This is a genomic window from Halorubrum sp. SD626R, assembly GCF_001261915.1.
Taxonomy (GTDB): Archaea; Halobacteriota; Halobacteria; order Halobacteriales; family Haloferacaceae; genus Halorubrum.
Genome location: NZ_CVRT01000108.1, coordinates 1 through 25,047, shown reverse-complemented (window position 1 = coordinate 25,047; position 25,047 = coordinate 1). Strand labels below are relative to the sequence as shown.

Genomic DNA, 25,047 nt, shown 5'->3' with positions numbered 1-25,047 from the left:
CGGACCGTCGAGCGGGCGAGACCGGTGCGTTCCTCAAGCGTGTCGTAGGACGCACCGGATTCTGTCGCGACGACGCGAAGGATGTCGTACACGGCCTGCGTGTTCGCTTTCAGCGCCTCGCGGTGGATCTCTGTCCCGACTGCTTCGTACCGCTCGCGGAGCTGTTCGCGACGCCCGTTCGGGTGTCGGTACCGGTACTCCGGGCTCGCCGGACCGGGCTGAAAGTCGTCGGCGACGAGCTCCTCGCGACCGACGCCCGCCCATTCGAGATGCGCCGAGACGACGGACCGCAGCACCGACATCACCTTATCCCACTCGTCGACGTGCGGAAGCGCGCCGTCGCCGTCGACGCCTGCGAACGACGCCTCAAGCTTCGGGTGGTGCGCCGGATCTTCCCGTGGGATCTCTGTCCAGCCGGCGTTCTGGTAGCACTTGAGTTCGATGTCGTAGCTGGTCCGCTCAAAGCCGAGGAGGTGCCAGCGATCGGCGTCGAGGAGCGCCTCCAGGTATCCCTCGCGAAGCCGGTACTGGTGCGCCTCGATCTCAGACATGCCGCCGAACGCGATGAGGTCACGCGTCTGATCCATCACCTCGATCACCTGCCGTTTCCACCCGATGTCGAAGCGGTGATGCGCCTCTGCTTTCGTGAGCCGCCGCGAGTCATGCTCGCGGTCTTCTAGGAGACGACCGCGGTCGACGTCCAGGACGACCTCGAGGATGTCGAGCATCCGACCCTCGATCTCCTCGGCGGAGTCCGCCCACGTCGTGGAACAGCGAACGAGCGACCCCTCGCCGTACTGCAGGGTGAGGTCAGACCCGTCCTTGTAGTTCAGATCGGCGAATTGCGGGATCACACGAAGCGAGCACGCCTTCCCGGTCTTGTAGAGGTCGCCGTCCTCGTCTCGCTCGCGAAGCGTGAGGTCGTACTTGTAGTACGCCGAGTAGTCGTCGCCCGTCCCGGTCCCAGCCTTCCAGCGCGACGAGGAGAGTTTCACAACCCAATCGCGGCCGGGTGTCGGCGCGTCGAGCCACGGGAGATCGTCGTGATCGACCGCGGCGGCGATACCGGGCTCCTCGTCGCGATCGCCGACTACGTCGTACCACAGCTGGTGGACGGCGGAGTACACCGCGAGGTCGCGACCCACATCGTTGAAGACCGCCTGCGCAGCAGCACCGTGGGCCGCGGGACGAGCAGCGATCCGGTCCTCAAGCCGCGGGTCGGGAAGCGTCCCGATCGTGGCATCCGGGGTCGAGGACATATCGACGCTCACGCCGACTCACCTCCTCGGCAGTCTGCACAGACAGTGTCGCGACCAGATGTCGCACCGCCGCACTCGGGGCACTCGTACTCGCTGAGGTCACCCAGATCGACGCCGTCGTACTGCTGTTCGACGGCACACATTTGGCAGTTACCGCTCGGTCGTTGAGTGGGGTGTGGACACCCCGTCATCGCTTACCCCGCGAGCGCTCAGCGGCTTCGAGGAGGTCGAGGACGTTCCACCAGGTGACGCACCGGCACGAGTGACAGACGTGCTCGAAGGAGCCGCTCGACTCGTCGCCGACGATCTCAGCGGTCCGCTTCTTCGAGCACTTCCCGCAGCCGGTACAGCGCGCTGAGACGAGCGGACCGGTGTGACCGACACCAGGAGCAGAGGGCGGCTTACTCGACATCTTCCTCCTCCTGGTCGTCGTCTTCCTCGTCGAGTTTGTCCGCGAGTTCGTCGGGAAGGTTGTCGTTCTCCTCGGCGAGCCGGAGCTGTTCAGCGACCGAACGCGCGTGTCCGGGGTCGGTCACGCTGACGCACCCCCGTCGGCGTCCGCATCGTCGTGGTATTTGTACCCGCTGTCACAGGTGCCCTTAGTGAATTCCTTCGGTCGGTGGGGACATCCGATGAGGTGACCGTACTCGAGATCTCGGTTCGGACTCCGTGTGCATCGAGCGCCGCAGGTGTCACAGAAGAACTCCGAGTCCTTCTCGGCGGTGAACGAACCGGAGTACCCGAGACTCACGCTGAGACACCTCCAGTGCTGGAAACCCGCAGACGGCTCTGGGGGTCGCTATAGTTTCTAGCGGGACAGCGAGAAACGGCTCTCTCTGGGAATAGCGGAAGTGCCGAAATTAGGTGGCTGGGGAGTTGTACGGCCCCAACCGCGGTGGCATAACGCCGACCGCTTCTGAGGTGGGCCAACACGGATTTGAACCGTGGACCTCCCGGTTATCAGCCGAGCGCTCAACCTGACTGAGCTATTGGCCCAGGTGAGCGCATTCAGTCGTTGCGCGGGTAGGATTTTAAGGGTTTCCTTTCGACACTCCGCCGCCGTCTCGCGGTTTCAGTGCCCCGTGCCGCAACCATCACGTGGTCAGTCGGTTCGCTCGGACTCCTCGTCTTCGACCGTGAAATCGACGTCGACCACGTCGTCGGCGCGGTCCGGGTCGTCGAAGCGGTCGCCGCCGTCGCTGCTCCCGCCGCTCCCGCCGTCGGTCGCCCCGCTACCCCCGTCGGCGCCGCCCGCACCGGGGAAGTCGTCGGGGTCGTCGCCGGCGCGGTCGTCGACACCGCCGCCGCCGAATCCGCCGCCGGGGAACCCGCCGATGTACACGTTGCCGGAGGCGAAGCCCCCGGTCTCGCTGTCGAGGTACGGCACCACGACGTACTTCTTGAGCGCCATCCGGATCGGGACCCGCGAGAGGGGGAGCGCGAGGAGGAAGCCGACTGCGTCCGTGACGAGCCCGGGCGTGAGCAGGAACGCGCCGGCGGCGATCAGCAGGCCGCCGTCGAGCAGCTCGTCGGTCGGGGGCTCGCCGCGGGCCAGCTTGCGCTGGACGCGCGCGAGCGTCGCCCGGCCCTCGGCGCGCAGGAGGAGCATCCCGAGTACGGCGGTCAACACGACCAGCGCGACCGTGACCGCCCACCCCAGCCGCGTCGCGACCACGATCAGGAACAGCGCGTCCACGAGGGGGACGACGAGCAGCAGCGCGAGCAGCGTTCGCGGGCGCATACCGCGACCGTTCCGGCCGGGGACTCATAGCCCTTTTCGTCCGGCCGGAGGTCGGTCCGATCGCCTGCGAAGCCCGACCGCGCCCGCGTCGGAACGGTCCGCGACCGCCACGGCTTTGAGCGACGGGTCCGACCCGGGCGTATGGATATCGTCGGCGCGCTCGGACGCGAGCCCCCGGAGCGCGAGTCGCTGCCGCGGTGGGTCGCGCCCCTGCCGAAGGCGCTGGAGGACGTCGCCTTCCGGTTCGCGTGGGTCATCGTCGCGATCAACCTCGTCGGCACCGCGTTCGGCTTCTGGTACTACCGGTTCCAGTTCCGGGAGGTGCCCGTCGAGATGTGGGCGTTCGTCCCGGACAGCCCGGGCGCGACGCTGCTCATCGCGCTCGCGCTGGCGGCGTGGGCGGTCGGGCGGTCGAGCGACACCCTCGCGACGCTCGCCTTCTTCGGAAACGTCAAACTCGGGCTGTGGACCCCCTACGTGCTCGTCGTCTTCGCGCCGCGGTTCGTCGAGACGTCGGGGGTCCCGCTGTACGCGTTCCTCCTCGTGAGCCACCTCGGGATGGTCGTGCAGGCGTTCGTGCTCTACCGGATCACGGACTTCCCACCGAGGGCGGTCGCGGTCGCGACCGCGTGGTACACCGTCGACCTCCTGATGGACTACTTCGTCCCCCTGACCGGCGGCGTGACCCACACCTCGCTGCCGTACGCCGACGCGACGCCGTGGTTCACCACGACGGTGCTGCAGGTCGCGGCGGCGGGCGCGGTCGCGCTCACGGTGATCCCGCTGTTCTGGACGCTCGGGACTCACGTCGAGAAGCTCCGGACCCGCCACGGTCTCGGTGCCGACGGGGCGAGTCCCGACGGCGGCCGCTCGCGTCCCTGATTTAAGTTCACCGAGGGCGTCGACTCTCACATGAGCGCCTACGAGCGGATCGCGGAGCTGTCCGTGACGATCGAGTCGGTGGACCGGCGTCGATACACCGGGGCGACCACCAGCGAGTTCGAGCGCACCACCACCGAGTTCCGGCTCGCCGGCGACGGCGTCGTCGGGCGCGGCGAAGACGTGACCTACGAGACCGAGGACCACGCCGCCCTCGTCGGGACCGACCCGATCGACATCGAGGGCGAGTGGACGATCGACGAGCTGTCGGCGCGCCTCGACGAGATCGACCTGTTCGCGCACAGGCCGCCCGAACAGGAGTACTTCCGCAACTACCGCCGCTGGGCGGTCGAGAGCGCGGCGCTCGACCTGGCGCTCAGGCAGCGGGAGGAGTCGCTCGGCGAGTTCCTCGGCGTCGAGGCGTCGCCGGTCCGGTTCGTCGTCTCCACGCGCCTCGGCGAGCCGCCGACGACCGACCGCGTCGAGGAGCTGCTCGCGCTCGACGACGAGCTGGAGTTCAAGCTCGACCCGACTCCCGACTGGCCGGAGGAAGCGTTCGTGACGCTCCGGGAGACCGACGCCGTCCGCATCCTCGACCTCAAGGGCTGGTACGAGGACACCGACGTGGACGTCGAGGCCGACCCCGAGCTGTACCGCGACGTGTTCGCCGCGTTCCCCGCCGCGGTCGTCGAGGACCCCGCGTTCACGCCCGAGACGCGAGCCCTCGTCGAGCCGCAGGCGGACCGGCTCTCGTTCGACTACCCGATCGACGGGGTCGAGAGCCTCGAATCGCTCCCGGTCGACCCCGGGTACTGCAACATCAAGCCGTCCCGGTTCGGCACCCTCGAATCGCTGTTCGAGACGATCGCGTACTGCGAGGACCACGGGATCCAGATGTACGGCGGCGGACAGTTCGAACTCGCGAGCGGGCGAGACGCGATCCAGACGCTCGCCGCGCTCTTCTACCCCGACGGTCCGAACGACGTGGCGCCCCGGCCGTTCAACGACCCGGAGGCGTCCCCACCGTACCCGATGAGCCCGCTCCGACCCGACCGCGACGCGGTCGGCTTCGAGTTCTGAGATGGGTAGACCCGGTATCGATACCTACCGCTCATAAATTAACTGCGGTGGCGCGTGCCTGCGAGGCCGCCTTGCGGCCGAGCAGCACGCGCGAGGGACGCGGCGACCGAAGGGAGCCGCGAGGCTGGGGAGGCGTGAGGTGCGGTGCGGTTTCGGGCGGGTGGGGCTTTGGAAGTGTTCACTGCCGATACGGAATCAATGACACCTAGCCGAGTGGTTGGGGGTTTGAAGTCGTTTACCGCCGCTCCGCTGTCTGCTATTGAGAACTGGTCGCCCACCAACGACCACCAATAAACGACACTGCGCGTACCACCCCCCTCTACGCCAGGAAGACGTGTCGCGGCCGGTCGGCCAGCACCTCGCGGCCCCACTCGACCGTCTCGCGGAACTCGTCGGAGCCGAAGAAGGCCATCGCGTCCTCCTTCGCCGCCCACTGGCTGGCGATGAACATGTCGTTCTCGTCCTCGACGTTGCTCATCAGGTCGGTCTCGACGTGGCCGTCCATCTCCGCGAGGATCTCGCCGACCTCGTCGAAGGTGTCGCCGAACTCCTCGCGGTAGTCCGGCTTGACGGTGTAGAACATCCCCATCGTGCCGAAGCCGGACTCCTCGCCGGCGCGGGCGACGATCCCCGGGAGCTCCGAGAGGAAGCCGGCCGCGGTCTCGGCGGCCGAGGCCGTGTCCCAGATCGAGACGACGGCGGCGCGGTCGGTGTGCCGGCCCTCGTAGACGGCCGTCTTCACGTGGGTGCCGTAGTGGTCGAAGTTGCCGCGGAGCCCCTCGACCTCGTCGAACAGCCCGTCGACGTCGGCCTCGCTGTACAGCACGGTGGCGTACACGTCCTCGCCGTGCGGCTTCCCGGCGTAGATGTCCAGGTCCGCGAGCTCGCCGCGGATCGCCTCGTCTGAGACGCCGTCGCCCTCGGCGTCCGCATCTCCCTCGCCGTGCGGGTGGTCGCCCTCACTGCTCGCCTCCTCGCCGCCGTGCGGGTGGTCGCCGTGCGCCGAGCCGCCGCCGGCGCCGGCGCGGTCGTGTCCCTCCCCGCGGCTTCCGTGGCCGTCGTCGCCATGATGGTCGCTCTCGCCGTGCGCGTGACCACTCTCGCCGTGTGCGTGTTCGTGACCGCCCTCGCCGTCCGCTCCCCCGTCGTCGCCGTCGGCGGGTACCGTCTCGCCAGCGAGGTACGCGCCGAGGTCCGCGGGCGGGAACCGGCGGCCGACGTAGAAGTCACCGAACTCGCCGTAGCGCGAGGAGGCGGGGTCGAACCGCATCTCGTAGACGATGTCCTTGATGTCGGTCGGGTCCGCGCCGAACAGCGTGACGCCCCACTCGTGGTCGTCGAGGCCGACCGAGGAGGCGATGACCTGCTTGATCTTCCCGGCGTACTCCTTGCCGACCTCGCCGTGGCCGGCCATGAGCTCGGCGCGGTCCTCGAAGTCGAGGTCGTACCAGTTGTACTCCTCGCCGCGCCGCTTGCTCATCGGGTAGAAGCAGACGTACTCGTCGTCCGGGATCTCCGGCGTCAGCTTTCCCTCGATGTAGCGTCGGAGGCCGGCGTCGACCTCCTCCGGCCCCTCCTCGAAGTACGCGTCCGAGACGTAGCCGGAGACCTCGGTGACAGAGACGTACGAGGTGGTCCGCTCGGTGAAGTTCGCCAAGGCGGTGTCCTCGAACCGGCGCTCGATGGCGGAGAGGTGATCGAGCGAGGGGCGGAAGTGGACGAACAGGAGGTCGGCCTTGTGGCCGAGCACGGAGAACAGCCCGGAGTCGCCCTCGTCGGCGTCGACCACGCCCTCGCGGTCCCGGAGAAAGGCCTCGCCCTCCTCGATCGCTCGACGTCGCTCCCGCTCGGGGGCGTCGCGCCACGCGTCCCAGTCGATCGACCGGAAGTCGTGCAGCGCGAACCACCCCTCCTCGGTCTGTGGTGCCTCGACCATACGCAGGCTTGGGGCCCCGCCGCTTAGGGGCTTGCGGGTCGCGGCCGAGAGCGACGGGGGACGGCCACGTGTCGTCTCGCCCCGGCGCGTCGGCCCTACCGATCGATCAGTCGGCCGAGTATTCCGCCGGGGAGCCCGGCGCGGACCAGCCGGTCGTACAGCCGGTCGGGGAGCACCGCCGCCAGCCGCGGGAGCCAGCGCGCGCGGCGGCTCACCCGGTAGACCGCCCGCGGTCGGTCCGTCGTGGCCGCGACGACGACGCGCTCGACGACCGTCTCCAGGTCACTTGCGGCGGGCGCGTACCCCTCGAACGCCCGGTAGGCGTCGGCGTAGGGGCCGTCGACGTAGGGGTCGTCGGCGTCCGCCTCCGCGTTCCGCTCGGCGATCCCCGCGGCCGCGCGCTCGTTGAACCCGGTCGGGACCGGACCGGGCTCGACGAAGGCGACCGTCGCGCCGTGCGGCTCGACCTCGCGGCGGAGGGCGTCGGCGTACCCGCGCAGCCCGGCCTTCGCGGCGCTGTAGGCGCCGTGGTACGGGAGGGCAGTCGATCCGACCATCGAGCCGACGACGACGATCCGGCCGCCGCGCTCGCGGATCGACGGAAGGGCGGTCCGGACGACGGTGTGGACCGCGGTCAGGTTCGTGTCGAGCTGGCGGCGGAACGAGTCGACGCTGGTGTCCTCGATCGCCGCGATCTCGTACCCGCCGACGCAGGAGACGACGCGGTCGAGAGCCCGGTCGGCGAGCAGCGTCTCGACCGCTTCGCCGTCGCGCAGGTCGAGGGCGTGGGTCTCCGCGGCCTCGGGCAGCGCGGCCAGCCCGTCGGCGTCGCGGTCGACCCCGATCACGTCGTGACCGGCGGCCGCGAGGGTCCTGACGACGCCGCCGCCGATCCCGCCCGCCGCTCCGGTCACGAGGACGCGCATGGGTCCGGGTAGCGACCGGGGACGGGTGACGCTGGCGGTTCGGACCGCGGCCGAATCCCCCCGGAACCGACGGCGGGCGGCGCGGGCCGCGCCCCGAAGGCATATACCGCCGACCCGCGACTACCCGACGTATGTCCACCGACGAACCGTCCGTCCCGATCGTGTGCACCGAGTGCGAGACGGAGACCAGCGTCCCCCTGTCCGACGTGGGGGACGCGCTCGCCAGACACAACGACGGGAAACACGACGGGGAGGAGATCGCGGAGGTCGACCCCGTGCTGAAAGACCAACTCGCCGACCTCGTCGCCGAGGACCTCGGGCTCTTCGACGAGGCGTGAGCGGGACGGGTCGAATCGCCGTTCTCAGAGCGGCTCAGTCGTTCTTGGCGAGCGCGCCCTTCGGGTGCCCCTTGTGCTGGAGGTTCCGGTTGTCGCGCTCGCGTGTCGCCGTCGCCGGGATGACCGCGTCGCCGCCGACCTCGCTCCGCGGTCGCCCGGTGTAACCGTGGTCGGGGTGTTCGGCGCAGTGGGCCATCGCGTCGTGGGAACCCTCCCACGGCCCCTCGTCGCAGCCGTCCACCGTGCAGACGAACACTATTGCATCGGACATGTTGCCGGAGGATACCGAGTCGGTATACATAAGCGTACAGGTGCAGTTATCAGATCGAATAACGACAGATCCGCCCTCGGTTCGGACGCCGCCCCGATTCCGACTCAGTCGCTGGCGGCGGGAGCGCCGAACAGCTCGACGCTCGTCCCGTCGTGGCGGCAGTCCTCCAGCGCGTGTTTGGCGGCGAAGCCCGCCTCGTGGGCGGAGGCGCCCCGGCCGACGCCGACCTGCAGCTCGATCTCGACGTCCTCGCTGACGTGCGCGACCGCGTCGGCGAACGCGCGCTCGGGGAGGTCGGGGCAGACGGCGACGATGTTGTCCCCGCCGACGAAGAAGGAGAGCGCCCCGTGCCGCTCCCGGAGGTACCGCATGAGGGAGCCGTACGCCCGCTCGATGTTGATGAACGTGTCGAACTCGTTGAGCCGGTCGGTGTACTTCCCCGTCGCGTTGACGACGTCGAAGTGCGCGACCTGGAGATCCGATGGCGTCGTCTCTGAGAGGTACTCGCCGGCGAGCACCTCGGTTCGATGCTCGTCCTGCGCGCTCCCCTCCACTTGGAGCCGACGGTTCGCCGCCTCCAGCGCGTCGACCGGCCGCTCGGCGACCGCGGTGCCGAGGCTGATGCTCACCGGGTACCGGTTCCCGATCGACTCTTGCAGGGCGGCGTGGGCCGCGCCGTCCACGCCGTTCGTCACCGCGATCATGTTGTCGAAGCGCGTGAAGAAGACGTACGCGTCGCGGTGGCCGACGAACTGGGCGACGTCGGCGAAGAGTCGCGACTGGAGCGTCTGGAGGTCCATCTCCCGGCGCGGCTCCGGCGTCGTCGTCCACGGCCCGTAGTTGTCGATCTGGACGAGGGTCACCTGGGTCGTCGTCACAGTAAACCCTAATTAGGAGCCGCGCCGCTTTACCTTTCCGTTATCCCGAAGGTGAAACCGGTACCGTATCTGGAACTCCCGGGCCGCCGGCGGGCCGGAAGTCGGCCCGCAACCACTACGACCGTGGCGCCCGGAAGACGAGTATGGGATTCAGCGGCGCCGTCCTCGACGTGGACGGCACGGTCGTGCGAGGCAACGATCCGATCCCGGGCGCGCCGGCGGGGTACCGGCGGCTCCGCGAGGCCGGAATCGAGACGCTGTTCGTCTCGAACAACCCGACGAAGGCGCCGCCGGCGTACGTCGACCGCCTCGGCGCCGCGGGGTACGACGTCGACGCCGACAGCGTGTTCACGGCCGGGACGGTGACGACCCGGTACCTTCGGGAGCGCCACGCCGACGACGACCTGCTCTGTATCGGCGAGGCCGGGCTGGTCGAACAGTTCGCGGACGCGGGGCTCTCGACCACCGACGAGGTCGACGCCGCCGACGCCCTAGTCGCCTCGATCGACCGCGAGTTCGACTACGACGACCTCTGTACCGCGATGTGGGCGCTCGACCGGGACATCCCCTTCGTCGGCACCGACCCGGACGTCGTCATCCCGGCCCCCGAGCGCGACGTCCCCGGATCCGGGGCGGTGATCAACGCGATCGCCGGCGTCGCCGAGCGCGAGCCCGACGCCGTCCTCGGCAAGCCGTCGGACACCGCGATCGAGATGGTCCGGGAGCGGCTCCCCCACCCGCCGGAGGAGTGTCTCGTGGTCGGCGACCGCCTGAACACCGATATCGCGCTCGGCGAGCGCGCTGGGATGACGACCGTGCTCGTCAGGTCCGGCGTCACCGACGAGGACCGGATCGCCGCCGCCGACGTCACCCCGGACCACGTGCTCGACGACCTCGGCGACATCGAGCGCGTCATCGGCTGACCGGAGTCGTCCGTCGCGTGCGGTCGCGAGACGCTCCGGTATTCCCGCCGATTCCGACGTTCCCGCCGGCTCCGACAGTTCCGCCCCGTGGCGAACATTTATACGAGCCAACCGCTACTCGGCGCATATGAGTGACGTTGACACCCACGAAGAGGCGACCGAGGACGACGACGAGGACCCGGAGGGCCCCGTGCGCGTGATCGAGGGGCACGCGGTCCGGTTCAACGAGTACCGGTACTGACGGCCCGCGGTCCGGCACCGTGCCGGTAGGCGGTTCGGGACCGATCACGTCGACGACCCGACGCTGTTCCCGGAGGCGATCCGGTACCGGCCGGGACCGCGATCGCCGGCCGGTGTCGGGACCGTTAAGTGCTCGTCCCGGGTAGCCGAAGCCGTGATACGGAGGCTCCGACGGGCGAGTACTTTCGCCGGCGTGGCCGCGCTCGCGGCCCTCGCGCCGACGCTCGGCGACGCCGCGATCGTCCCCTTCCTCGCGGTCGCCGGCCTCGCCTTCTTCGGGATCCGAGACGGCGAGTGGTTCGAGACGCTCGCGCTCCCCGGCGACCGAGAGGAGGAGCGGCTGTACGGGCTCGTCGCCTTCTCGGTCGCCGCCGCGGGCCTCGCGCTGTTCGCCTCGCTGCCCCGCGCGCCGCTCCCGTACGAGGCGTTCGCCGCGGCGGCGCTCGCCGTCGGCGGCGGCCGGCTGGGGCGGGAGCTCGTCGCCCGGAGCTCGACCGACGAGTTCCCGCTCGTCGCCGGCTACGTCGGCGTCGGCGCCCTCGCCGCCCTCGCCGGACAGGTCGCGGTACGGGTTCAGGCCGAGCTCCTCGGCGCCGAGGGCGGCTTCTCCCTCGACGGGCCCGTCCCCACCCTGACCCTCGATCCCGCGGGGACGGCGTCGTCGTTGGCGACGGCGGTCCCCGACCTCGTCTTCCTGGCGTCGGTGGCCGCGCTGACAGCCGCGCTCGTCCGATCGCTGGTGTTCGACCGCGACGCGCACATCACGGTGATCCTCGTCGCGTTCGCGGTCTGGGGGTTCGTCGCGCTCGACCCGGCCGTCACCGTCCCCCTCGTCGCGTTCGGGCTCGGCGTGACCGCCGCGCTCGGCTACGTCTCGTTCGCGCTCGGCACCGCCTCGGTCCCCGGCATGCTCACCGGAGTGCTCTCCGCGCTGCTCGCCGTCGTGCTCGGGGGAGTCGGCTGGTTCCTCACGCTGATGTCCTTCTACGCCGTCGGGGGGCTGGCCTCGAAGTACCGATTCGACGAGAAGGCCGACCGCGGCGTCGCCCAGGAGAACGAGGGCGCCCGTGGCACCGGTAACGTGCTCGCGAACTCCGCGGTCGCCCTGGTCGCGCTCGTCGGCTACGCCGCGACCGCCCACGTCGCCGTCCCGCCGGCCCCCTTCGCGTTCGCCTTCGCCGGGGCGACCGCCACCGCGATGGCCGACACGCTCTCCTCGGAGATCGGCGGACTGTTCGACGGGCCGCGGCTCGTCACCACCCTCAAACGGGTCGAGCCCGGCACCGACGGCGCGATCACGTGGCAGGGCGAGCTCGCCGGCCTGACGGGGGCGCTCCTCGTCGGCGGTATCGCCGCGGTCGGGATGCCGGTAGGCGACCTCGCCGTCGGCGGCGGGACCGTCGTCCTCGCGGGCGTCGCGGGGATGACCGTCGACAGCGTGCTCGGCGCGGTCGTCGAGGGCGACCGCGTCGGCAACCAGGCCGTGAACTTCCTCGCGACGCTGTCCGGGGCGGCGGTCGCGGTCGGGATCGGGGTCGGGGTGACGGCGCTGTGACCCGGTCGCCCGACGCAGACGACGGGAATCCGGCCGGCGGCGACGCCGAGCCCGTCGCCCCCGACCCGCGCGTCCGCCCCGCTCGCCCGACCGACGCCGACCCGATCCGCGAGCTGCAGTCGTTCCTCCGGCAGCCGAACCCGGACCTCCTGGAGTACGGGCTCGCGGTCGGGTCCGCGCTCGTGAGCGTCGCGGACGGGCGGCCCGTCGGCTACCTGCTGCCGGTCGACGCCTCGAACCGGCCCGGCGTCCACCTCGCCGAGCTCGTCGTCGCTCCCGACCACCGACGCGAGGGGCGCGCCCGCGGTCTCCTCTCGGCCGTCATCGCGGACGGCGACGGCCCCGTGACGCTGCAGGCGCACCCCGACAACGACGCGGCGCTCGCGCTGTACGACGGGCTCGGCTTCGCGGTCGTCGACCGACGCCCCGACGCGTACGCCGACGGCGACGCGCTCGTGTTGCGCCGGGACTGAGCCGACAGACAAAAGGACTATTCGAGCCCCGCGCCTCGGGCGAGACATGAGCGACGCCGACGCGGAGCAGGAAGCGGGCGAGGGCCCGAACGCGAGCGACGCCGCCGTCGACTCGATCGACGTCGACTTCGGCGAGGACGGGCTCGTCCCCGCGGTCGCCCAGGACGCCGACTCGGGGGAGGTGCTGATGCTCGCGTACGTCTCGCCGGAGGCGCTCGACCGCACCCGCGAGACGGGCGAGGCGCACTACTACTCGCGGTCCAGAGAGGAGCTGTGGCACAAGGGCGGCTCATCCGGCCACACGCAGGCGGTCCGCGAGGTGCGCGTCGACTGCGACGCCGACACGCTGCTGTACCTCGTCGACCAGAACGTCGGGGCGTGTCACACGGGCCACCGCTCCTGTTTCCACCGGACGATAGACGGCGAGAACGTCGGAGAGCGCGTCTTCGACCCGGACGAGGTGTACTGAATGGGCGGCGCGGCCGGGGACGGTTCTGCGGGCGACGGCGCGGCGGAGGGCGACGCGACGGCCGGCCCTGACCCGATCGTCGAAGCGGGCGAGGCGGCCGCGAGACTCCGCGAGCGGTACGACGAGCTCCGGCGGCTCGAAGACCGGATCGCCGACCTCGGCCGCGATCGCGTCGAGGCCGCGGCGGACACGTACCGGCGGGCGCACCGCGTGCTCGACCAGTACGAGGAGGACGCGGTCGGCAGCGGGGACTTCGAGGCGTACGTCCGGTTCGAGGGGGAGTTCGCGAACGCGGTCGACGTCGGCGACGACGCGCTCGCCGCCGACGCGTTCGCGGCCGCCGACGAGGCGGTCGACAAGAAGCGGCTCTCCGAGTCGGACTTCGAGGCGGCCCGCGAGGCGCTCGACCCCGCCGGCGACTACGTCGACCTCCTCGCCGACCGCGACGACGCCGTCGACGACTACCGGATCGCTCGGAAGGAGGCCCGACAGGCCCGGAAAGACCTCGTCGCGCGACTCGACGAGCTCCGCGAGGTCGCGGGGATGGCGGACGCCGACCTCGACGCCGACGTCGACCGCCTCCGCGAGCCGGTCGCGGCGTACAACGAGGCGGTCCGGGAGGCGTTCGACGACTTCTACAAGTCGGCGTCGGCCCGCGAGGTCTTCGCCTTCCTCGACCGCGCGGACGCGACCCCCTTCGTCGACGTCGACGTGCCCCCGACGGATCTGGCCGACTACGTCGCCGAGTACGAGGCGGGCGCGGAGCCGCTCCCGACCCTGCTTGAGTACGCGGACTACTCGAACTCCAAGCTGGAGCATTACGTCGACGACCCCGGCGCGCTCCGGACGGCGGTCGCGGTCCACCGCACGTACGTCGAGCGGCTCGACGGCGAGTCGCTGACGCTCGACTGGCCGCCCGCCGCCGGCGACGAGCTCGCCTACGAGATCGACGAGCTGATCCCGCTGGTGTCGCGCGTCGCCGACGACGAGACGGTCGCGACGCTCAGGTCGGTCCGCGACCTCGCGCGCGACGACGAGTACGAGCGGCTCCGGCGCGCGGCCAAGGTGCGCGACGCGCTCGACGAGTCGGAGCTGGAGCTGGTGCGGACCGGCGTTATCGACGACCGGGTGCGCGAGGCCGAGCGCACGCTCGCCGTCGTCAAGGACGTGTTGACGGAGACGGAGCGGTAGCGGGGTTTTAAATCGTCTCTCTCGGCGGACCGCGCCCTTTCAAGAGCCGTCGGCGACGACGTGACGACATGACCCGATTCGACGCCGCCACCGAGGACGAGCGGCTGAAGCTGTACGCGGACGCCGCGACCGCGCATCGCGCCCGATCGAGCGACGTGATGACCGTCGACGTCGACCCCGACAGCGACGTCACCGAGGGCGGGGAGGTGCCGCCGTGGATCCAGCTCGCGGGCACAGAGCTGGTTCTGGACTGCACCGACGACGAGCTGGACCGGTTGAAGGAGTTGTTGGGGGAGTTCCCCGAGTTCCGGATCGACGAGCTTGTCAGCCCGGAGGAGGCCGAGGGAACGAACGCGGTCGTCACCGCGCGCTCGGACGCGAACCGCGTGGCGGGGTTCGTCGAGCGCGCGTTCCGCGAGGTGTACGGGTTGGACGAGGAGTACCGGGCCTGGGTGACGGCGATATAAGTCGAAGTTCGGTGTTGCTGTCGGCCGTTTATATATCATCGTCGGAGCCGTGAACACCGCCAAAGCCCCAGCCGTGAGGCGGACGCACGCTCGCTGCGCGCTTCGGTCGCTCACTTCGTTCGCCCCCTCCAGTGCTTGCGTCACCTGCGCCCGCCTCACGGCTGCCCCTTAGAGCCCCACCCCGCACCGCACGGCCTCACGCCTCCCCAGCCTCGCGGTTCGTGCTCTTCGAGCGCTCACCGCGTCCCTCGCGGACTCCTCGCGGTCGCCGCCGGCGACCGCTCGGAGGCGCGCCACCGCCACGATCGCTTATAAATCGTGGTTCGATGCCGAGACGCGTGTCGGCGACCCGGCCCGATTCCGCTCACGACACACTTACTTTCCGCGGCGCGTTTGACCCGATAGACAGTCGCCTCGCGTGCTCGTCGGACGGGGGCGACGCCGACCACCATGCAACAGTACCTCGATCTCGTCGACGACACCCTGTCGACGGGCGCGTACAAGCCGAACCGGACCGGCGTCGACACGATCGCGTCGTTCAGCGGGCAGTACACCGTCGACCTCGCGGAGGGGTTCCCCCTGCTGACGACCAAGAAGATGGACGGCTACCGCTGGAACTCGCTCATCCACGAGGTGCTGTGGTACCTCTCCGGCGAGGAGCACGTCCGGAACCTCCGCGAGGAGACGAAGATCTGGGACGCCTGGGCCGACGAGGAAGGCCAGCTCGACACCGCCTACGGACGGTTCTGGCGGCGCTTCCCGGTCCCGGACGAGGACGCTGCGCTCCCCGGCGAGACGTGGCCCGAGGACGCTCACCGCTGGGTGACCGTCGAGGAGGGCCCCGACGGGACCGAGCGCCGGACGTTCGATCAAATTCAGTACGTGCTCAACACGCTGGAGGAAAATCCCCGCTCGCGCCGGATGGTCGTCAACGCGTGGCACCCCGCCAACGCCGCGACCTCGACGCTCCCGCCGTGTCACTACTCGTTCGTCGTGAACGTCCAGGACGGCCGGCTGAACCTCCACCTCACGCAGCGTTCGGGCGACATCGCGCTCGGGGTGCCGTTCAACGTCGCCGCCTACGCGCTGCTCGCGAACGCGCTCGCGCAGCGGACGGGGTTCGAGGTCGGCGAGTTCGGCCACACCGTCGTCGACGCCCACGTCTACTGCGGCCGCGGCGAGCGCGGGAAGTGGTACGCGAACAACCTCCCGTACGTCCAGGAGCGGCTCGCGAGCGCCGAGACAAAGGCCGACTACCTCGACGCGAAGGACTGGGTCGAGCGGACCGCCCCCGACGAGGCCGACGGCGAGGCGGGGTACGACCACGTCCCCGGCCTGCTCGAACAGCTCTCGCGGGAGCCGCGCGAGCGCCCCCGGATCGAGATCGCGGACAAGCCGCTCGACGAGCTGCGCTACGAGGACGTCGAGCTCGTCGACTACGACTCCGCGGACGGCCTCTCGTTCGCGGTCGCGGAGTGATGAGCGAGACGGAGCCGGAAACCGAGCTCGACCTCGTCGTCGTCGCCGCCGTCGCCGAGAACGGCGTCATCGGCGACGCGGGCGGGATGCCGTGGCACTACCCCGCCGACCTCGCGCACTTCAAGCGGCTCACGACCGACCACCCCGTGATCGTCGGCCGGAAGACGTACGAGAGCATCGCCGCCCGGGTCGGCGGTCCGCTCCCCGGCCGCACCAGCGTCGTGCTGACGACGCGCGACCTCGACCTCCCGGAAGGGGCGGTCGCCGCGAACGACCTCGACGGGGCGGTCGCGCTCGCCGCCGCCGACGCCGCCGACCGCGGCGTCGACGAGGCGTACGTGATCGGCGGCGCGGCGGTGTACGAGCAGTTCCTCGACCGCGCCGACCGGATGGTGTTGACGGAGGTCCCCGGGCGCCCCGACGGCGACACGCGCTTCCCCGACTGGGACGCCGACGCGTGGCGGGAAGCCGACCGCGAGGTCCCCGCGGACGCCGAAGCCGGTGCCGACGCCGACGGCGATACCGACGCCGACGCCGCCGCGGACGACGGCGGCCTCGCGTTCGTCACCTACGAGCGAGCGACCGAGTGAAACGTCCGCCGCCGCGTCCGCCTCCCGCCTCTTCCCCGTAATTGGTCGTTCAGGTTCAGATCGGGACGAAAGCTGTCGGGTCCGAACACGATCATCGCGAATAATTAACGGTGACAACACTTTTCTCCCTCTAGTTTGTTATCTGTTGGCATGGCACTAGCGGAGTCGACGATCGAACCGAGGCGGTGTCCGTTCTGCGAGGCGGAGCTGTCGTCTCCCGGCGCCGGGTTCGTCCGGCACGTCGAGGAGACCCCGGAGTGTCGGGACGCCTTCGAGACGTGGCGCGACCGCGTGACCGATGACATGCGGGGCGGCTGGGCGGGGTGACGGCTTCGACCGTTTCCGGGTCGCGGCCGCTCAGTTCCGCAGCGCCTCGACCGGGCGCTCGTTCGCCGCCTTCCAGGCCGGGTAGGCCCCGCTGACGAGCCCGACGCCGACGCCGAAGCCGAGCGCGAGGAGCAGGTAGTAGCCGTTCGTCGGGTCGAGCGCGAGCGCGGCGTCCACTTCGGGCGTCGCGAGGACCAGTCCGGCGACGAGCAGGACGGTGAGGACGGTCCCAGCGGCGGCGCCCGCGGCGCCGATGAGACCGGCCTCCGAGAGCAGCACGCGCAACACGTCGCGGCGGGCCACGCCGACGGCGCGCATCACGCCGATCTCCTGTCTGCGCTCGACGGTGCTCATCAGCATCACGTTGAGGATCGAGACCCCGGCGACGACGAGCGAGATGGCGCCGAGCCCGAGGAGGAACGTGCTCAGCAGGCCGAAGAACTCGTTGATCTCGTCGACGATCGCGGCGAGTTCGAACAGGTCGACGCGCTCCTCGCGCGCGTTCACCTCCTCGCGGATGGCGTCCGCCGCGTCCCGGGCGCCCTCGCCCGACTCCGCGACGACGAGGGCCTGTCCGTACCCCTCGGCCGAGAAGGCGGACTCGGGGAGGAAGACCGCGTCGTCGGGCGCCACCGGGCTGAACGTCTGGCTCTCGACGAGCACCGCGACGACCCTCACCTGCGACCCGGCGATCTCGACCGTGTCGCCCGGGCCGACGCCGAGCTCCTCGGCGACGCTCGCGCCGACGATCGCGCCCCGCCGGTGGCGCTCGGGGAGCCGCCCCTCCGCGGCCTCGAACGCGAGCCCCGGCTCCTCGACGCCGTAGACGGTCGCGAACTCCTGCTCGCTCGGGCCGGCGACGACCGCGTTGTCCGAGTACAGCGGGACGACCGCCGGCTCGCCGACGGCGCGTCGGACAGCCGCCACGTCGGCGTCGGACAGCGAGTCGATCCCGGCGTCCGCGTTCGGCGAGACCACCACCTGCGTGCCGATGTCGCCGATGGCGTCGTCGGCGCCGAGCGCCAACACGTTGCCGAAGATCCCGAGCGCCGCGACCGCGAGCACGCCGATGCAGACGCCGAGCACCGCGAGCGCGGTCCGAACCCGATTCCGGCGCAGGTTCCGCGCCGCCATCGCGACCGCGGGACGCCACCCGCGGAGCCGGTCGCCGAATCCCGAGGACTCCCGAGAGTCCGGGAAGCTCGTCGTGGACGGCGAGTCCGGCGAGTCGGTCCGGCTCATCGGTCCCCCGCGCTCGCCGTCTCGGGGTCGGGACGGGACGCCCTCTCTCTCTCCGCTTTCCCTTCACCGTCCGGAACGCCGCCGACGAGCACGCCGTCGGTGAGCTCGACGACGCGGTCGGCGTACTGCTCGACGAGCGGATCGTGCGTCACCGCGACGACCGCGACTCCCTCCTCCTTCACGCGCTCGAACTCGGCGAGGATCGACTCGCCGGTCTCCGTGTCGAGGTTCCCGGTCGGCTCGTCCGCGAGCAGCACCGCCGGCTCGTTGATCAGCGACCGGGCGATGGCGACCCGCTGTTTCTGCCCGCCCGAGAGCTCCGACGGCTCGTGGTCGAGCCGGTCGCCGAGCCCGAACCGGGAGAGGAGGTCGGCGGCGCGGTGACTCGCGTCGCCGGGGTCGAACGCGGTCGGCAGCGCGACGTTCTCGACCGCGGTCAGCGTCGGCAGCAGGTGGAAGTCCTGAAAGACGAACCCGATCGACTCCTTGCGCGCCGCCGTGCGCTCGGCGACCGAGAGGCTCGTCACGTCCGTCCCGTCGAGGAGCCGCATCCCCTCGGTCGGGTCGTCGAGCAGCCCGAGCACGTTCAGCAGCGTCGACTTCCCGGAGCCGCTCGGCCCGACGACCGCGACGAACTCCCCCGGCTCGACCGCGAAGTCGACGTCGTCGAGCGCGACCACGGGCTCCGCGCCTCCGCCGGGGTAGCGCTTGGTCGTCCCCCGCAGCTCGACGCTATACATCGCGGCGACGGACGACGGCGCCCGCGACCGCGAGCCCCGCGGCGCCGGCGACGCCGACCGCGCCGAGCGCGCCGACCCCGCCCGCGGAGCCGAGCGTTCCGACGGTCCCCGAACTCCCGTTCGCTCCCCCGGCCGCGTCGGGGAGCGCCACGGTCTCGGTCTCGACGTACCGCACGCCGCGCTCGGTGTACGCGATCCGGATCGGCACCCGGTCGGCGACCGACGCGTTCGCCGTCGCGCCGAGGTCGAAGGCGACGAAGTCGCCGGCGCCGACCGAACCGACGAAGTACTCGCGGCCGGCGGGCGTGGGCTCGACTCCCGGAGCTTCCCCGATCGAGACGACGACGCCCTCCAGCTCGCCGCCGCCCGCGTTGCCGAGGTTGGCGTCGACGGTGACCTCGCCGTCGCCGACCGCCTCGACCGTCGCGTCTGTGACCGTCGGCGCCCCGTCGTGCGCGGGGTACCGGAGCGTCGATGTCGCGGTGCGCTCCGCGTCGGCGCCCGCCTGCGCGTCGAGACCCGACCGGAACGCCGCCGTGAACGTCACGGCCGAGCGCCGGTCGAGTGACCCGAGGTCGACGACGACCTCGCGCTCCTCGCCGGGGGCGACGTCCTCGACCACGTACGGGCCGGCCTCGAACCCCTCGTCGACCTCGCTTCCGCTGCCGCTCTCTTCGCCGCCCGCGACCGGCTCGCCGACCGCGGTCAGGCTCACGCGGTCGGCGGTCGTCGTCCCCGTGTTGACCACGGTCACCGCCACGGGGGAGTCGGCCGACTGCACTGCCAGCTCGGCGTCCTCGCCGGTGTCGAGCCCGCCGCCACCGCCGCCGAAGATTCCCTCGATCCCACTCACGCCGACGCCGCCGGCGCTCTCGCCCTCGTCGTCGCTCTGGAGGTCCTCCGGGGCGAGCCCGCGCGTCCGGAGGTCGAGGGTCACCGCGGCCGGCTGGACGTCGAGGACGACGTCGCGCGTCACGGTGACCGTGCCGCCCTCGCCCGCCTCCTCGTCGCCGGTCGCCTCCTCCTCGGCGACGACCTCGACGGTGAGCCGGCGCTCGCCGGGCTCGTCGAACCGCGTCCACAGCTCGACGTCGAGCGCGTCGCCGGCCGAGAGCGCGCCGACCGCGGTCGCCTCGTCCAGGGGCTCCGCGTCGCCGTCGGCCGCGTCGACGACCCTGACGCTCGTCACGTCGGCGGCGGCGGGGCTCCCGCCGGAGTTCGAGATCGAGACGTTCAGCGTCGTGCGCTCGCCGACGACCGGCTCGCCCGTGCTCGGCTCGACCGCGTCGATCGCGATCCGCGCGTCGGGCACCGCCGCGGCGCCGCCGACCGCCGCGAGCAGCGTCAGAAGGGCCAGCAGGGCGGCCGTCGTTCGTGTGGGAATCAATGTCGACCCTGTTAGGGGACCGACCGACATATATCCGTCGTAGGCCGGGACCGCCGACCGGGCCGCGATCCTCCCGACCGGGCCGCGCTCCCGCCGACCGCGGGCGGGGAAAGACCCCCGGGTCGCGGCCGAGACGTACCGGTTACGGACCCTTTTTCAACCGTCCGGCGTAAGGGGAGGTAATGAGCCAAGGCGACACCGCGAGAGCGGGTGATCGGCGATGATGGGCGGCAACGACCAGCAGGCGTACGACCGCGGCACGTCGCTGTTCTCGCCCGACGGGCGCATCTACCAGGTCGAGTACGCCCGCGAGGCGGTCTCGCGCGGCGCGCCGAGCGTCGGGATCCGCACCGCCGAGGGCGTCGTGTTCGTCGCGATGTCCCGCGCCTCCTCGACGCTGATGGAGGCCGAGAGCATCGAGAAGCTCCACAAGCTCGACGACCACCTCGGCACCGCGAGCGCGGGCCACGTCGCCGACGCGCGACAGCTCATCGACCTCGCGCGCCGGCAGTCGCAGGGGAACCGCCTGCGCTACGGCGAGCCCGTCGGCGTCGAGACGCTGACGAAGTTCGTCACCGACCACATCCAGGAGAACACCCAGCGCGGCGGCACGCGCCCGTACGGCGCCGCGCTCCTCATCGGCGGCATCGACGACGGCGAGCCGCGTCTGTTCGCCGCCGACCCCTCCGGCACCCCGAACGAGTGGAAGGCGACCGTCATCGGCGGCGGCCGGCAGGAGATCCAGGGCCACTTAGAAGAGGAGTGGACCGACGACCTCTCGCTTGCCGCCGGCATCGAGCTGGGCCTCGCCGCGCTCGCCGCTCACGAGGACGAGTTCGACGCCGACGACGTCGCGGTCGCGACCATCACCGAGGCGGACGGCTACCGGACCGTCCCCGGCGACGAGGTCGCCGAGGCGTTCGAGGCCGCCGGCCTCGGCGGCGACGACGGAGACGAGGAGACCGACGCCGACGCGGCCGAGGACAACGACGCGGACGACGCCGACGCGAGCGACGAGGAGTAACGGCGCGGCCCACGACGAGTAACGCCGCGGTCCCGTCCGGCCGATCGCTTTTCTCTCCCGCCGTCGAACGCCGGGCATGGCACGCGTCGCGGAACTCGTCGCCTATCCCCTGAAGTCGAACGACGGCGTCGCCCTTGACCGCGCGGAGATCGGACCCGCCGGCGCGCTCCGCGGGGACCGGACGTACGCGCTCGTCGAGGCCGGCGTCGACCCCCACGAGGCGTCCGTCGGCGGGAGCGGTGGCTACGTCAACGGCAAGAGCGAGCCCGCGGTCCACGGGCTCCGCGCGAGCTACGAGCTCGCCGGCCCGGCCGACGCGACGCCGACCGCGGTGACCCTCTCGCGGCCGGCGCGCTCCGAGACGGGCGTCGACGCCGACGAGCGCACGTTCGCGCTCCCCGACGACGGCGACGCCCTGGCGGCGTGGGTCGGCGACTACCTCGGGTACGATGTCGACCTGGCCCGCGAGTCCGACGGCGGGCTGCCGGACGACCGAGCCGCCGCCGGCCCGACTGTGATCTCGCGCGCGACCCTGGAGACCGTCGCCGGCTGGTTCGACGCGGTCGCGGACGCGACCGAGATGCGCCGACGGCTCCGGCCGAGCGTGGTCGTCGACGACTGCCCCGCCTTCTGGGAGGACCGGCTGTTCGCCGACCGCGGAGAGGCCGTCCGGTTCGCCGCGGGCGACGCCGAGCTGCTCGGCGTCAACCCCTGTCAGCGCTGCGTCGTCCCGTCTCGGAACCCGGACACGGGCGCCGAGATCGACGGGTTCCGCGAGACGTTCATGAAAAACCGCCGCGCGACGCTCCCGGACTGGACCGAGAGCGACCGGTTCGACCACGACTTCCGGCTGATGGTGAACACCGTCGCTCCGGAGGTCCAGTGGGGATCGACCCTCGCGGTCGGCGACGAGGTGACGATCGCTGGCGTCGAGCCGCTCGACGGAGAGCCGTACTGAGCGTCGGGGGCCGGACTCGGCGAGAAGTGGAGCGAACCGCCGGCGACTACCGTCCGCCGTCGGTCATCGCGACCGGCTCCTCCTCGGCGGCGTCGGCCGAGGAGTCGGCGGCGCCGTCGGCGGTCGGGTCCTCGACGCTCGCGGTGTCGGGCGTCGACGCGCCGACGCCGAAGTGGTTCCAGAGGGTGACGGCGACGACCGCGTAGGCGATCAGGTCGTAGTGGACGGCGCCCTCGAACGCCGTGAACGCGGCGAGGGTGCTGTAGCCGAACAGCGCGGCCACGCCCGCCACGAAGGCGCTCTCGTTCGTCACCTCGCCCGCGGCCGCCGCGGCGAGCGACCGCTTGATCATCGGGCCGCAGGCGACGAGGAACGCGATGCCCGACAGCGATCCGAGGTTGACGAAGAAGTGCGTCGCCATGTTGGAGTCGAGGATCGACTGGAGGTACTGGACCGTCACCGGGTCGTAGAACAGCCACTCGACCCGGGTGGGGTAGAGGACGGCGATGTACGGCGTCGCCACCATCAGCCCGAAGAGGACGGCGACGGCGACGCGGGCGGAGGCGAACTGCGCGGCGCGCCGCACCTCGAAGGCCGCGTCGCCCGGCGCGACCACGAGCCCGCAGGCCTCCAGCGCGTCCCGGAGTTCCTCGCGGGAGACGTCGGGGTCGTGGTGGACCCCGACCGTTCCGTTCCGCCGCGTCGCCGAGGCGGCGCTGACGCCGTCGCGGTCGAGGAGGACGGCCTCTAAGAGCCCCTCGCGTCGCTTCGTGTCGATCCCGTCGACCGAGAAGGTGTCGTGGACGTGCGGCTCCGGCACCCGCGCGGTCCGCGGCCCCGCGTCGTCGGGCGACGCGTCGCGGCGGCCGCCCGCCGGCGCGTCGATCCCCCGTTCGCGGGCTGCGGCGTCGAGCCGCGTCGAACGCCCGTGGCGGTCGTCTGGCATGTGAACTACCTACGGCCGAACCGGCATGAAACTTCCCCCGGGCGACCTCGCTCGACCGGTCGCGACGGCGGCGGTTCGCCCCTCTCTACTTCGCGAAGTAGCTGGTCAGGTACCCCGAGAGGAACGAGGCGATCCCGACCGCGGCCAGCAGCTCGCCCGTCGACCAGTCGCCGTCGCCGTCGGAGCGCGCGGCCGCGGCGGTCACGGCGAGACTGATGACGAGCGAGACGATCCCGTTGCTCACGTCGGTCTTGAATCCCATACCCGAGGTTGGCGCCGCGGGGAAATAGTCGTTCGGCTGGCCCGGCACCTCGCGGTCGCGGGGCCGCTCCCCTCGGGCCCGTCAGGCGTTGACTGACTCCAGGTACGAGGTGACGATCATCTGTCCCTTCCGCGTGAGCGCCGCGCCCGACTCGCCGTCCACGACGAGCTCCTCGTCGCGGAGCGTGTCGAGGACCATCGACGTCTGCGTCACGTCGCCCGTGACCACGTCGGCGATGTTCGCCTCGCCGCCGGCCGAGTAGATCGACACGAGGATCTCCAGCTGCTCTTCGGTCGGGTCGAACGACTCCAGCTCCTCCATGGCGTCGTCGTACTCCAGCTTGATGTACCGCCCGAGCACGTTCAGCGCGCGATCGTTCGGAACGGTCGCGATCGAGGTGACGGTCCGCCCGTCGACGGCGTGTCGGAACACGAGCGCGGGTCGCCGCGTCCCCGCGAGCGTCCGGTCGGTCCGCTCGTAGTCGATCACGGCCGAGAGGTCGACTTTGAACGGGTCGGGACAGTCGACGAAGCCGATCGCGCCGGGCGAGAGCGTCACCGACGCCGTGTGGTCCGACGCGTCCGTGACGCGCCCGCCCACCTTCGCGGGGTGACGGACGGTGACCGTCACGTCGCGCAGGAGGGATTTGAACAGCAGGCGGGTGAACCGGTCCATGTCGTCCGGCTCGCCCTCGACGAGGGCCGTGCGTCGCTCGCCTCGCCGGTCGTACGCGAGTGTGACGCTGTCGCTGAAGAACGAGCGCAGGTCGCCCGGAACGGTGCCGACGACCACGTCGAACACCGCGGACAGCGGGACGGTCGCCTTCCCGCCGTCGGTCGCGAGCACCAGCCGGCGCTCGCTCAGGAGCACCCGCCCCGTCACCGGCTCGTCGCTTCCGATCTCCGAGGCGTGGACGCGACCGACGAAGTCGGCGACGACGGACTCTTCCATCGGACCACTCTACGCGTCGTTCGCTATTTACTGTTGCCCACGACGTATCAATCGTGATAACGATCTGTCAGGCGCTCGCGGGGCGCGGGCGAACGCGTTCGGTCCGCGCTCGGTCTCCGGACGGCCCTCGTTGAGCCCTCGTTCCCCCCTCGATCGGTCGGTCGATCGGGCGCCGAGAGCCGAGGAACAGCAAAGCCTAATGAGGAGGGCATCAAACCATCAGGTGATGCCCACAGTAGAATACCTCAACTACGAAGTGCTCGACGACCACGGTTGGTCGATGGACGATGACGACCTGTTCGAGGCGGCGGCGGACGCCGACCTCGACGCCGAGGACTACGGCTCCCTCGAAGTGAACCAGGGCGAGTACATCCTGGAATCCGCCGAGGCGCAGGGCTACGACTGGCCCTTCTCGTGCCGCGCCGGCGCCTGCGCGAACTGCGCGTCCATCGTGAAGGAGGGCGACATCGAGATGGACATGCAACAGATCCTCTCCGACGAGGAGGTCGAAGAGA

At 71.1% G+C, this 25,047-nt stretch carries 29 protein-coding genes and 1 tRNA gene; 15 read left to right on the top strand and 15 right to left on the bottom strand.

What is annotated here, in order from left to right:
• The 5 genes from SD626R_RS11510 to SD626R_RS11490 all read right to left on the bottom strand — a co-directional run.
• On the bottom strand, window positions 1–1,259 hold a 1,259-nt coding region (locus SD626R_RS11510; RefSeq protein ID WP_092566503.1), incomplete at its 3' end, for a DUF7845 domain-containing protein.
• 187 nt (window positions 1,260–1,446) lie between these two features.
• Entirely contained in the window at window positions 1,447–1,671 is a 225-nt protein-coding gene (locus SD626R_RS11505) for a hypothetical protein (RefSeq protein ID WP_092566497.1), read from the bottom strand.
• Window positions 1,661–1,795, bottom strand: a complete 135-nt coding sequence (locus tag SD626R_RS17295; RefSeq protein ID WP_255310156.1) for a hypothetical protein — start codon at window positions 1,793–1,795, stop codon at window positions 1,661–1,663. The genes SD626R_RS11505 and SD626R_RS17295 overlap by 11 nt, the downstream gene beginning before the upstream one ends.
• A 386-nt stretch (window positions 1,796–2,181) precedes the next feature.
• Window positions 2,182–2,255, bottom strand: a tRNA-Ile gene (locus tag SD626R_RS11495).
• A gap of 106 nt (window positions 2,256–2,361) precedes the next feature.
• Window positions 2,362–3,000 carry an FxsA family protein gene (locus SD626R_RS11490; protein WP_092566495.1) on the bottom strand — a complete coding sequence of 213 codons (639 nt, stop codon included), beginning with the start codon at window positions 2,998–3,000 and terminating at the stop codon, window positions 2,362–2,364.
• A gap of 141 nt (window positions 3,001–3,141) precedes the next feature.
• Between SD626R_RS11490 and SD626R_RS11485 the strand changes: the two genes are divergently transcribed.
• Window positions 3,142–3,882 (top strand): DUF1405 domain-containing protein, encoded by a 741-nt coding sequence (locus SD626R_RS11485; RefSeq protein ID WP_092566494.1) that lies wholly within the window; start codon window positions 3,142–3,144, stop codon window positions 3,880–3,882.
• Window positions 3,883–3,912: 30 nt separating this feature from the next.
• Window positions 3,913–4,959: an enolase-like domain-containing protein gene (locus tag SD626R_RS11480; protein ID WP_092566493.1), complete on the top strand. Its 1,047-nt coding sequence runs from the start codon at window positions 3,913–3,915 to the stop codon at window positions 4,957–4,959.
• A gap of 319 nt (window positions 4,960–5,278) precedes the next feature.
• Here the strand turns inward: SD626R_RS11480 and SD626R_RS11475 are convergent, their stop codons facing one another.
• Window positions 5,279–6,895, bottom strand: a complete 1,617-nt coding sequence (locus SD626R_RS11475) for a heme-binding protein (RefSeq protein WP_092566492.1) — start codon at window positions 6,893–6,895, stop codon at window positions 5,279–5,281.
• A gap of 95 nt (window positions 6,896–6,990) precedes the next feature.
• The gene (locus SD626R_RS11470) at window positions 6,991–7,821 is read right to left on the bottom strand and encodes an SDR family NAD(P)-dependent oxidoreductase (protein ID WP_176697318.1); all 831 of its coding nucleotides are present in this window, start codon (window positions 7,819–7,821) and stop codon (window positions 6,991–6,993) included.
• A 131-nt stretch (window positions 7,822–7,952) separates the two neighbouring features.
• On the opposite strand from SD626R_RS11470, the gene SD626R_RS11465 reads away from it, so the two are divergent.
• On the top strand, window positions 7,953–8,159 hold the full coding sequence (locus tag SD626R_RS11465; protein WP_092566491.1) for a DUF8149 family protein: 207 nt from the start codon (window positions 7,953–7,955) through the stop codon (window positions 8,157–8,159).
• A gap of 34 nt (window positions 8,160–8,193) precedes the next feature.
• On the opposite strand, the gene SD626R_RS11460 is transcribed toward SD626R_RS11465, so the two are convergent.
• Both SD626R_RS11460 and SD626R_RS11455 read right to left on the bottom strand, forming a co-directional pair.
• A complete protein-coding gene (locus SD626R_RS11460; RefSeq protein WP_092566501.1) occupies window positions 8,194–8,430 on the bottom strand; it encodes a hypothetical protein in 237 nt (78 codons plus the stop codon).
• Between the two features lie 104 nt (window positions 8,431–8,534).
• Complete coding sequence (locus SD626R_RS11455) at window positions 8,535–9,308, bottom strand: GTP cyclohydrolase III (protein WP_092566490.1); 774 nt, start codon at window positions 9,306–9,308, stop codon at window positions 8,535–8,537.
• 143 nt (window positions 9,309–9,451) lie between these two features.
• On the opposite strand from SD626R_RS11455, the gene SD626R_RS11450 reads away from it, so the two are divergent.
• From SD626R_RS11450 to SD626R_RS16865, 9 genes are all read left to right on the top strand, one after another.
• A complete protein-coding gene (locus SD626R_RS11450; protein WP_092566489.1) occupies window positions 9,452–10,231 on the top strand; it encodes an HAD-IIA family hydrolase in 780 nt (259 codons plus the stop codon).
• A 394-nt stretch (window positions 10,232–10,625) separates the two neighbouring features.
• The gene (locus tag SD626R_RS11445; protein ID WP_092566488.1) at window positions 10,626–12,026 is read left to right on the top strand and encodes a DUF92 domain-containing protein; all 1,401 of its coding nucleotides are present in this window, start codon (window positions 10,626–10,628) and stop codon (window positions 12,024–12,026) included.
• Window positions 12,023–12,499, top strand: coding sequence for a GNAT family N-acetyltransferase (locus SD626R_RS11440; RefSeq protein ID WP_092566487.1), 477 nt, complete (start codon window positions 12,023–12,025; stop codon window positions 12,497–12,499). The genes SD626R_RS11445 and SD626R_RS11440 overlap by 4 nt, the downstream gene beginning before the upstream one ends.
• Before the next feature lie 46 nt (window positions 12,500–12,545).
• Window positions 12,546–12,968, top strand: a complete 423-nt coding sequence (hisI, locus tag SD626R_RS11435; protein ID WP_241996678.1) for a phosphoribosyl-AMP cyclohydrolase — start codon at window positions 12,546–12,548, stop codon at window positions 12,966–12,968.
• Window positions 12,969–14,159, top strand: a complete 1,191-nt coding sequence (locus SD626R_RS11430; protein ID WP_241996679.1) for a DUF7118 family protein — start codon at window positions 12,969–12,971, stop codon at window positions 14,157–14,159. It abuts the gene before it with no gap.
• Between the two features lie 68 nt (window positions 14,160–14,227).
• Window positions 14,228–14,626, top strand: a complete 399-nt coding sequence (locus SD626R_RS11425) for a DUF7975 family protein (RefSeq protein WP_092566486.1) — start codon at window positions 14,228–14,230, stop codon at window positions 14,624–14,626.
• Window positions 14,627–15,076: 450 nt separating this feature from the next.
• Window positions 15,077–16,105 carry a thymidylate synthase gene (thyA, locus tag SD626R_RS11420; protein ID WP_092566485.1) on the top strand — a complete coding sequence of 343 codons (1,029 nt, stop codon included), beginning with the start codon at window positions 15,077–15,079 and terminating at the stop codon, window positions 16,103–16,105.
• A complete protein-coding gene (locus tag SD626R_RS11415) occupies window positions 16,105–16,695 on the top strand; it encodes a dihydrofolate reductase (RefSeq protein WP_092566484.1) in 591 nt (196 codons plus the stop codon). The genes thyA and SD626R_RS11415 overlap by 1 nt, the downstream gene beginning before the upstream one ends.
• 150 nt (window positions 16,696–16,845) lie before the next feature.
• Window positions 16,846–17,022 carry a DUF7501 family protein gene (locus SD626R_RS16865; RefSeq protein ID WP_176697317.1) on the top strand — a complete coding sequence of 59 codons (177 nt, stop codon included), beginning with the start codon at window positions 16,846–16,848 and terminating at the stop codon, window positions 17,020–17,022.
• A gap of 30 nt (window positions 17,023–17,052) precedes the next feature.
• Here the strand turns inward: SD626R_RS16865 and SD626R_RS11410 are convergent, their stop codons facing one another.
• The 3 genes from SD626R_RS11410 to SD626R_RS11400 all read right to left on the bottom strand — a co-directional run bounded on the left by SD626R_RS11410 (window position 17,053) and on the right by SD626R_RS11400 (window position 20,421).
• Entirely contained in the window at window positions 17,053–18,156 is a 1,104-nt protein-coding gene (locus SD626R_RS11410; protein ID WP_092566498.1) for an ABC transporter permease, read from the bottom strand.
• A 104-nt stretch (window positions 18,157–18,260) separates the two neighbouring features.
• Window positions 18,261–19,004, bottom strand: coding sequence for an ABC transporter ATP-binding protein (locus tag SD626R_RS11405; protein ID WP_092566483.1), 744 nt, complete (start codon window positions 19,002–19,004; stop codon window positions 18,261–18,263).
• Entirely contained in the window at window positions 18,997–20,421 is a 1,425-nt protein-coding gene (locus tag SD626R_RS11400; RefSeq protein WP_092566482.1) for a hypothetical protein, read from the bottom strand. The genes SD626R_RS11405 and SD626R_RS11400 overlap by 8 nt, the downstream gene beginning before the upstream one ends.
• A 193-nt stretch (window positions 20,422–20,614) precedes the next feature.
• Between SD626R_RS11400 and psmA the strand changes: the two genes are divergently transcribed.
• Together psmA and SD626R_RS11390 are read left to right on the top strand one after the other, a co-directional pair.
• Window positions 20,615–21,415 (top strand): archaeal proteasome endopeptidase complex subunit alpha, encoded by an 801-nt coding sequence (psmA, locus tag SD626R_RS11395; protein ID WP_092566481.1) that lies wholly within the window; start codon window positions 20,615–20,617, stop codon window positions 21,413–21,415.
• 76 nt (window positions 21,416–21,491) lie between these two features.
• A complete protein-coding gene (locus tag SD626R_RS11390; protein ID WP_092566480.1) occupies window positions 21,492–22,373 on the top strand; it encodes an MOSC domain-containing protein in 882 nt (293 codons plus the stop codon).
• Window positions 22,374–22,419: 46 nt separating this feature from the next.
• On the opposite strand, the gene SD626R_RS11385 is transcribed toward SD626R_RS11390, so the two are convergent.
• The 3 genes from SD626R_RS11385 to SD626R_RS11380 form a co-directional block, all read right to left on the bottom strand.
• A complete protein-coding gene (locus SD626R_RS11385; protein WP_092566479.1) occupies window positions 22,420–23,319 on the bottom strand; it encodes a hypothetical protein in 900 nt (299 codons plus the stop codon).
• Window positions 23,320–23,404: 85 nt separating this feature from the next.
• The gene (locus tag SD626R_RS16860; RefSeq protein WP_176697316.1) at window positions 23,405–23,581 is read right to left on the bottom strand and encodes a hypothetical protein; all 177 of its coding nucleotides are present in this window, start codon (window positions 23,579–23,581) and stop codon (window positions 23,405–23,407) included.
• Between the two features lie 81 nt (window positions 23,582–23,662).
• Window positions 23,663–24,532, bottom strand: a complete 870-nt coding sequence (locus SD626R_RS11380) for a CheF family chemotaxis protein (protein WP_092566478.1) — start codon at window positions 24,530–24,532, stop codon at window positions 23,663–23,665.
• Between the two features lie 226 nt (window positions 24,533–24,758).
• Between SD626R_RS11380 and fer the strand changes: the two genes are divergently transcribed.
• On the top strand, window positions 24,759–25,047 hold a 289-nt coding region (gene fer / locus SD626R_RS11375; RefSeq protein ID WP_092566477.1), incomplete at its 3' end, for a ferredoxin Fer.

Coding starts and splice junctions, on each gene's coding strand:
- SD626R_RS11415 (WP_092566484.1), top strand. CDS start 16,105: ATGAGCGAGACGGAGCCGGAAACCGAGCTCGACCTCGTCGTCGTCGCC.
- SD626R_RS11460 (WP_092566501.1), bottom strand. CDS start 8,430: ATGTCCGATGCAATAGTGTTCGTCTGCACGGTGGACGGCTGCGACGAG.
- SD626R_RS11475 (WP_092566492.1), bottom strand. CDS start 6,895: ATGGTCGAGGCACCACAGACCGAGGAGGGGTGGTTCGCGCTGCACGAC.
- SD626R_RS11490 (WP_092566495.1), bottom strand. CDS start 3,000: ATGCGCCCGCGAACGCTGCTCGCGCTGCTGCTCGTCGTCCCCCTCGTG.
- psmA (WP_092566481.1), top strand. CDS start 20,615: ATGGGCGGCAACGACCAGCAGGCGTACGACCGCGGCACGTCGCTGTTC.
- thyA (WP_092566485.1), top strand. CDS start 15,077: ATGCAACAGTACCTCGATCTCGTCGACGACACCCTGTCGACGGGCGCG.
- SD626R_RS11410 (WP_092566498.1), bottom strand. CDS start 18,156: ATGGCGGCGCGGAACCTGCGCCGGAATCGGGTTCGGACCGCGCTCGCG.
- SD626R_RS11485 (WP_092566494.1), top strand. CDS start 3,142: ATGGATATCGTCGGCGCGCTCGGACGCGAGCCCCCGGAGCGCGAGTCG.
- SD626R_RS11400 (WP_092566482.1), bottom strand. CDS start 20,421: ATGTCGGTCGGTCCCCTAACAGGGTCGACATTGATTCCCACACGAACG.
- SD626R_RS11505 (WP_092566497.1), bottom strand. CDS start 1,671: ATGTCGAGTAAGCCGCCCTCTGCTCCTGGTGTCGGTCACACCGGTCCG.
- SD626R_RS11405 (WP_092566483.1), bottom strand. CDS start 19,004: ATGTATAGCGTCGAGCTGCGGGGGACGACCAAGCGCTACCCCGGCGGA.
- SD626R_RS16865 (WP_176697317.1), top strand. CDS start 16,846: ATGGCACTAGCGGAGTCGACGATCGAACCGAGGCGGTGTCCGTTCTGC.
- SD626R_RS16860 (WP_176697316.1), bottom strand. CDS start 23,581: ATGGGATTCAAGACCGACGTGAGCAACGGGATCGTCTCGCTCGTCATC.
- SD626R_RS11385 (WP_092566479.1), bottom strand. CDS start 23,319: ATGCCAGACGACCGCCACGGGCGTTCGACGCGGCTCGACGCCGCAGCC.
- SD626R_RS11470 (WP_176697318.1), bottom strand. CDS start 7,821: ATGCGCGTCCTCGTGACCGGAGCGGCGGGCGGGATCGGCGGCGGCGTC.
- SD626R_RS11480 (WP_092566493.1), top strand. CDS start 3,913: ATGAGCGCCTACGAGCGGATCGCGGAGCTGTCCGTGACGATCGAGTCG.
- SD626R_RS11390 (WP_092566480.1), top strand. CDS start 21,492: ATGGCACGCGTCGCGGAACTCGTCGCCTATCCCCTGAAGTCGAACGAC.
- hisI (WP_241996678.1), top strand. CDS start 12,546: ATGAGCGACGCCGACGCGGAGCAGGAAGCGGGCGAGGGCCCGAACGCG.
- SD626R_RS11430 (WP_241996679.1), top strand. CDS start 12,969: ATGGGCGGCGCGGCCGGGGACGGTTCTGCGGGCGACGGCGCGGCGGAG.
- SD626R_RS11450 (WP_092566489.1), top strand. CDS start 9,452: ATGGGATTCAGCGGCGCCGTCCTCGACGTGGACGGCACGGTCGTGCGA.
- SD626R_RS11380 (WP_092566478.1), bottom strand. CDS start 24,532: ATGGAAGAGTCCGTCGTCGCCGACTTCGTCGGTCGCGTCCACGCCTCG.
- SD626R_RS11425 (WP_092566486.1), top strand. CDS start 14,228: ATGACCCGATTCGACGCCGCCACCGAGGACGAGCGGCTGAAGCTGTAC.
- SD626R_RS11465 (WP_092566491.1), top strand. CDS start 7,953: ATGTCCACCGACGAACCGTCCGTCCCGATCGTGTGCACCGAGTGCGAG.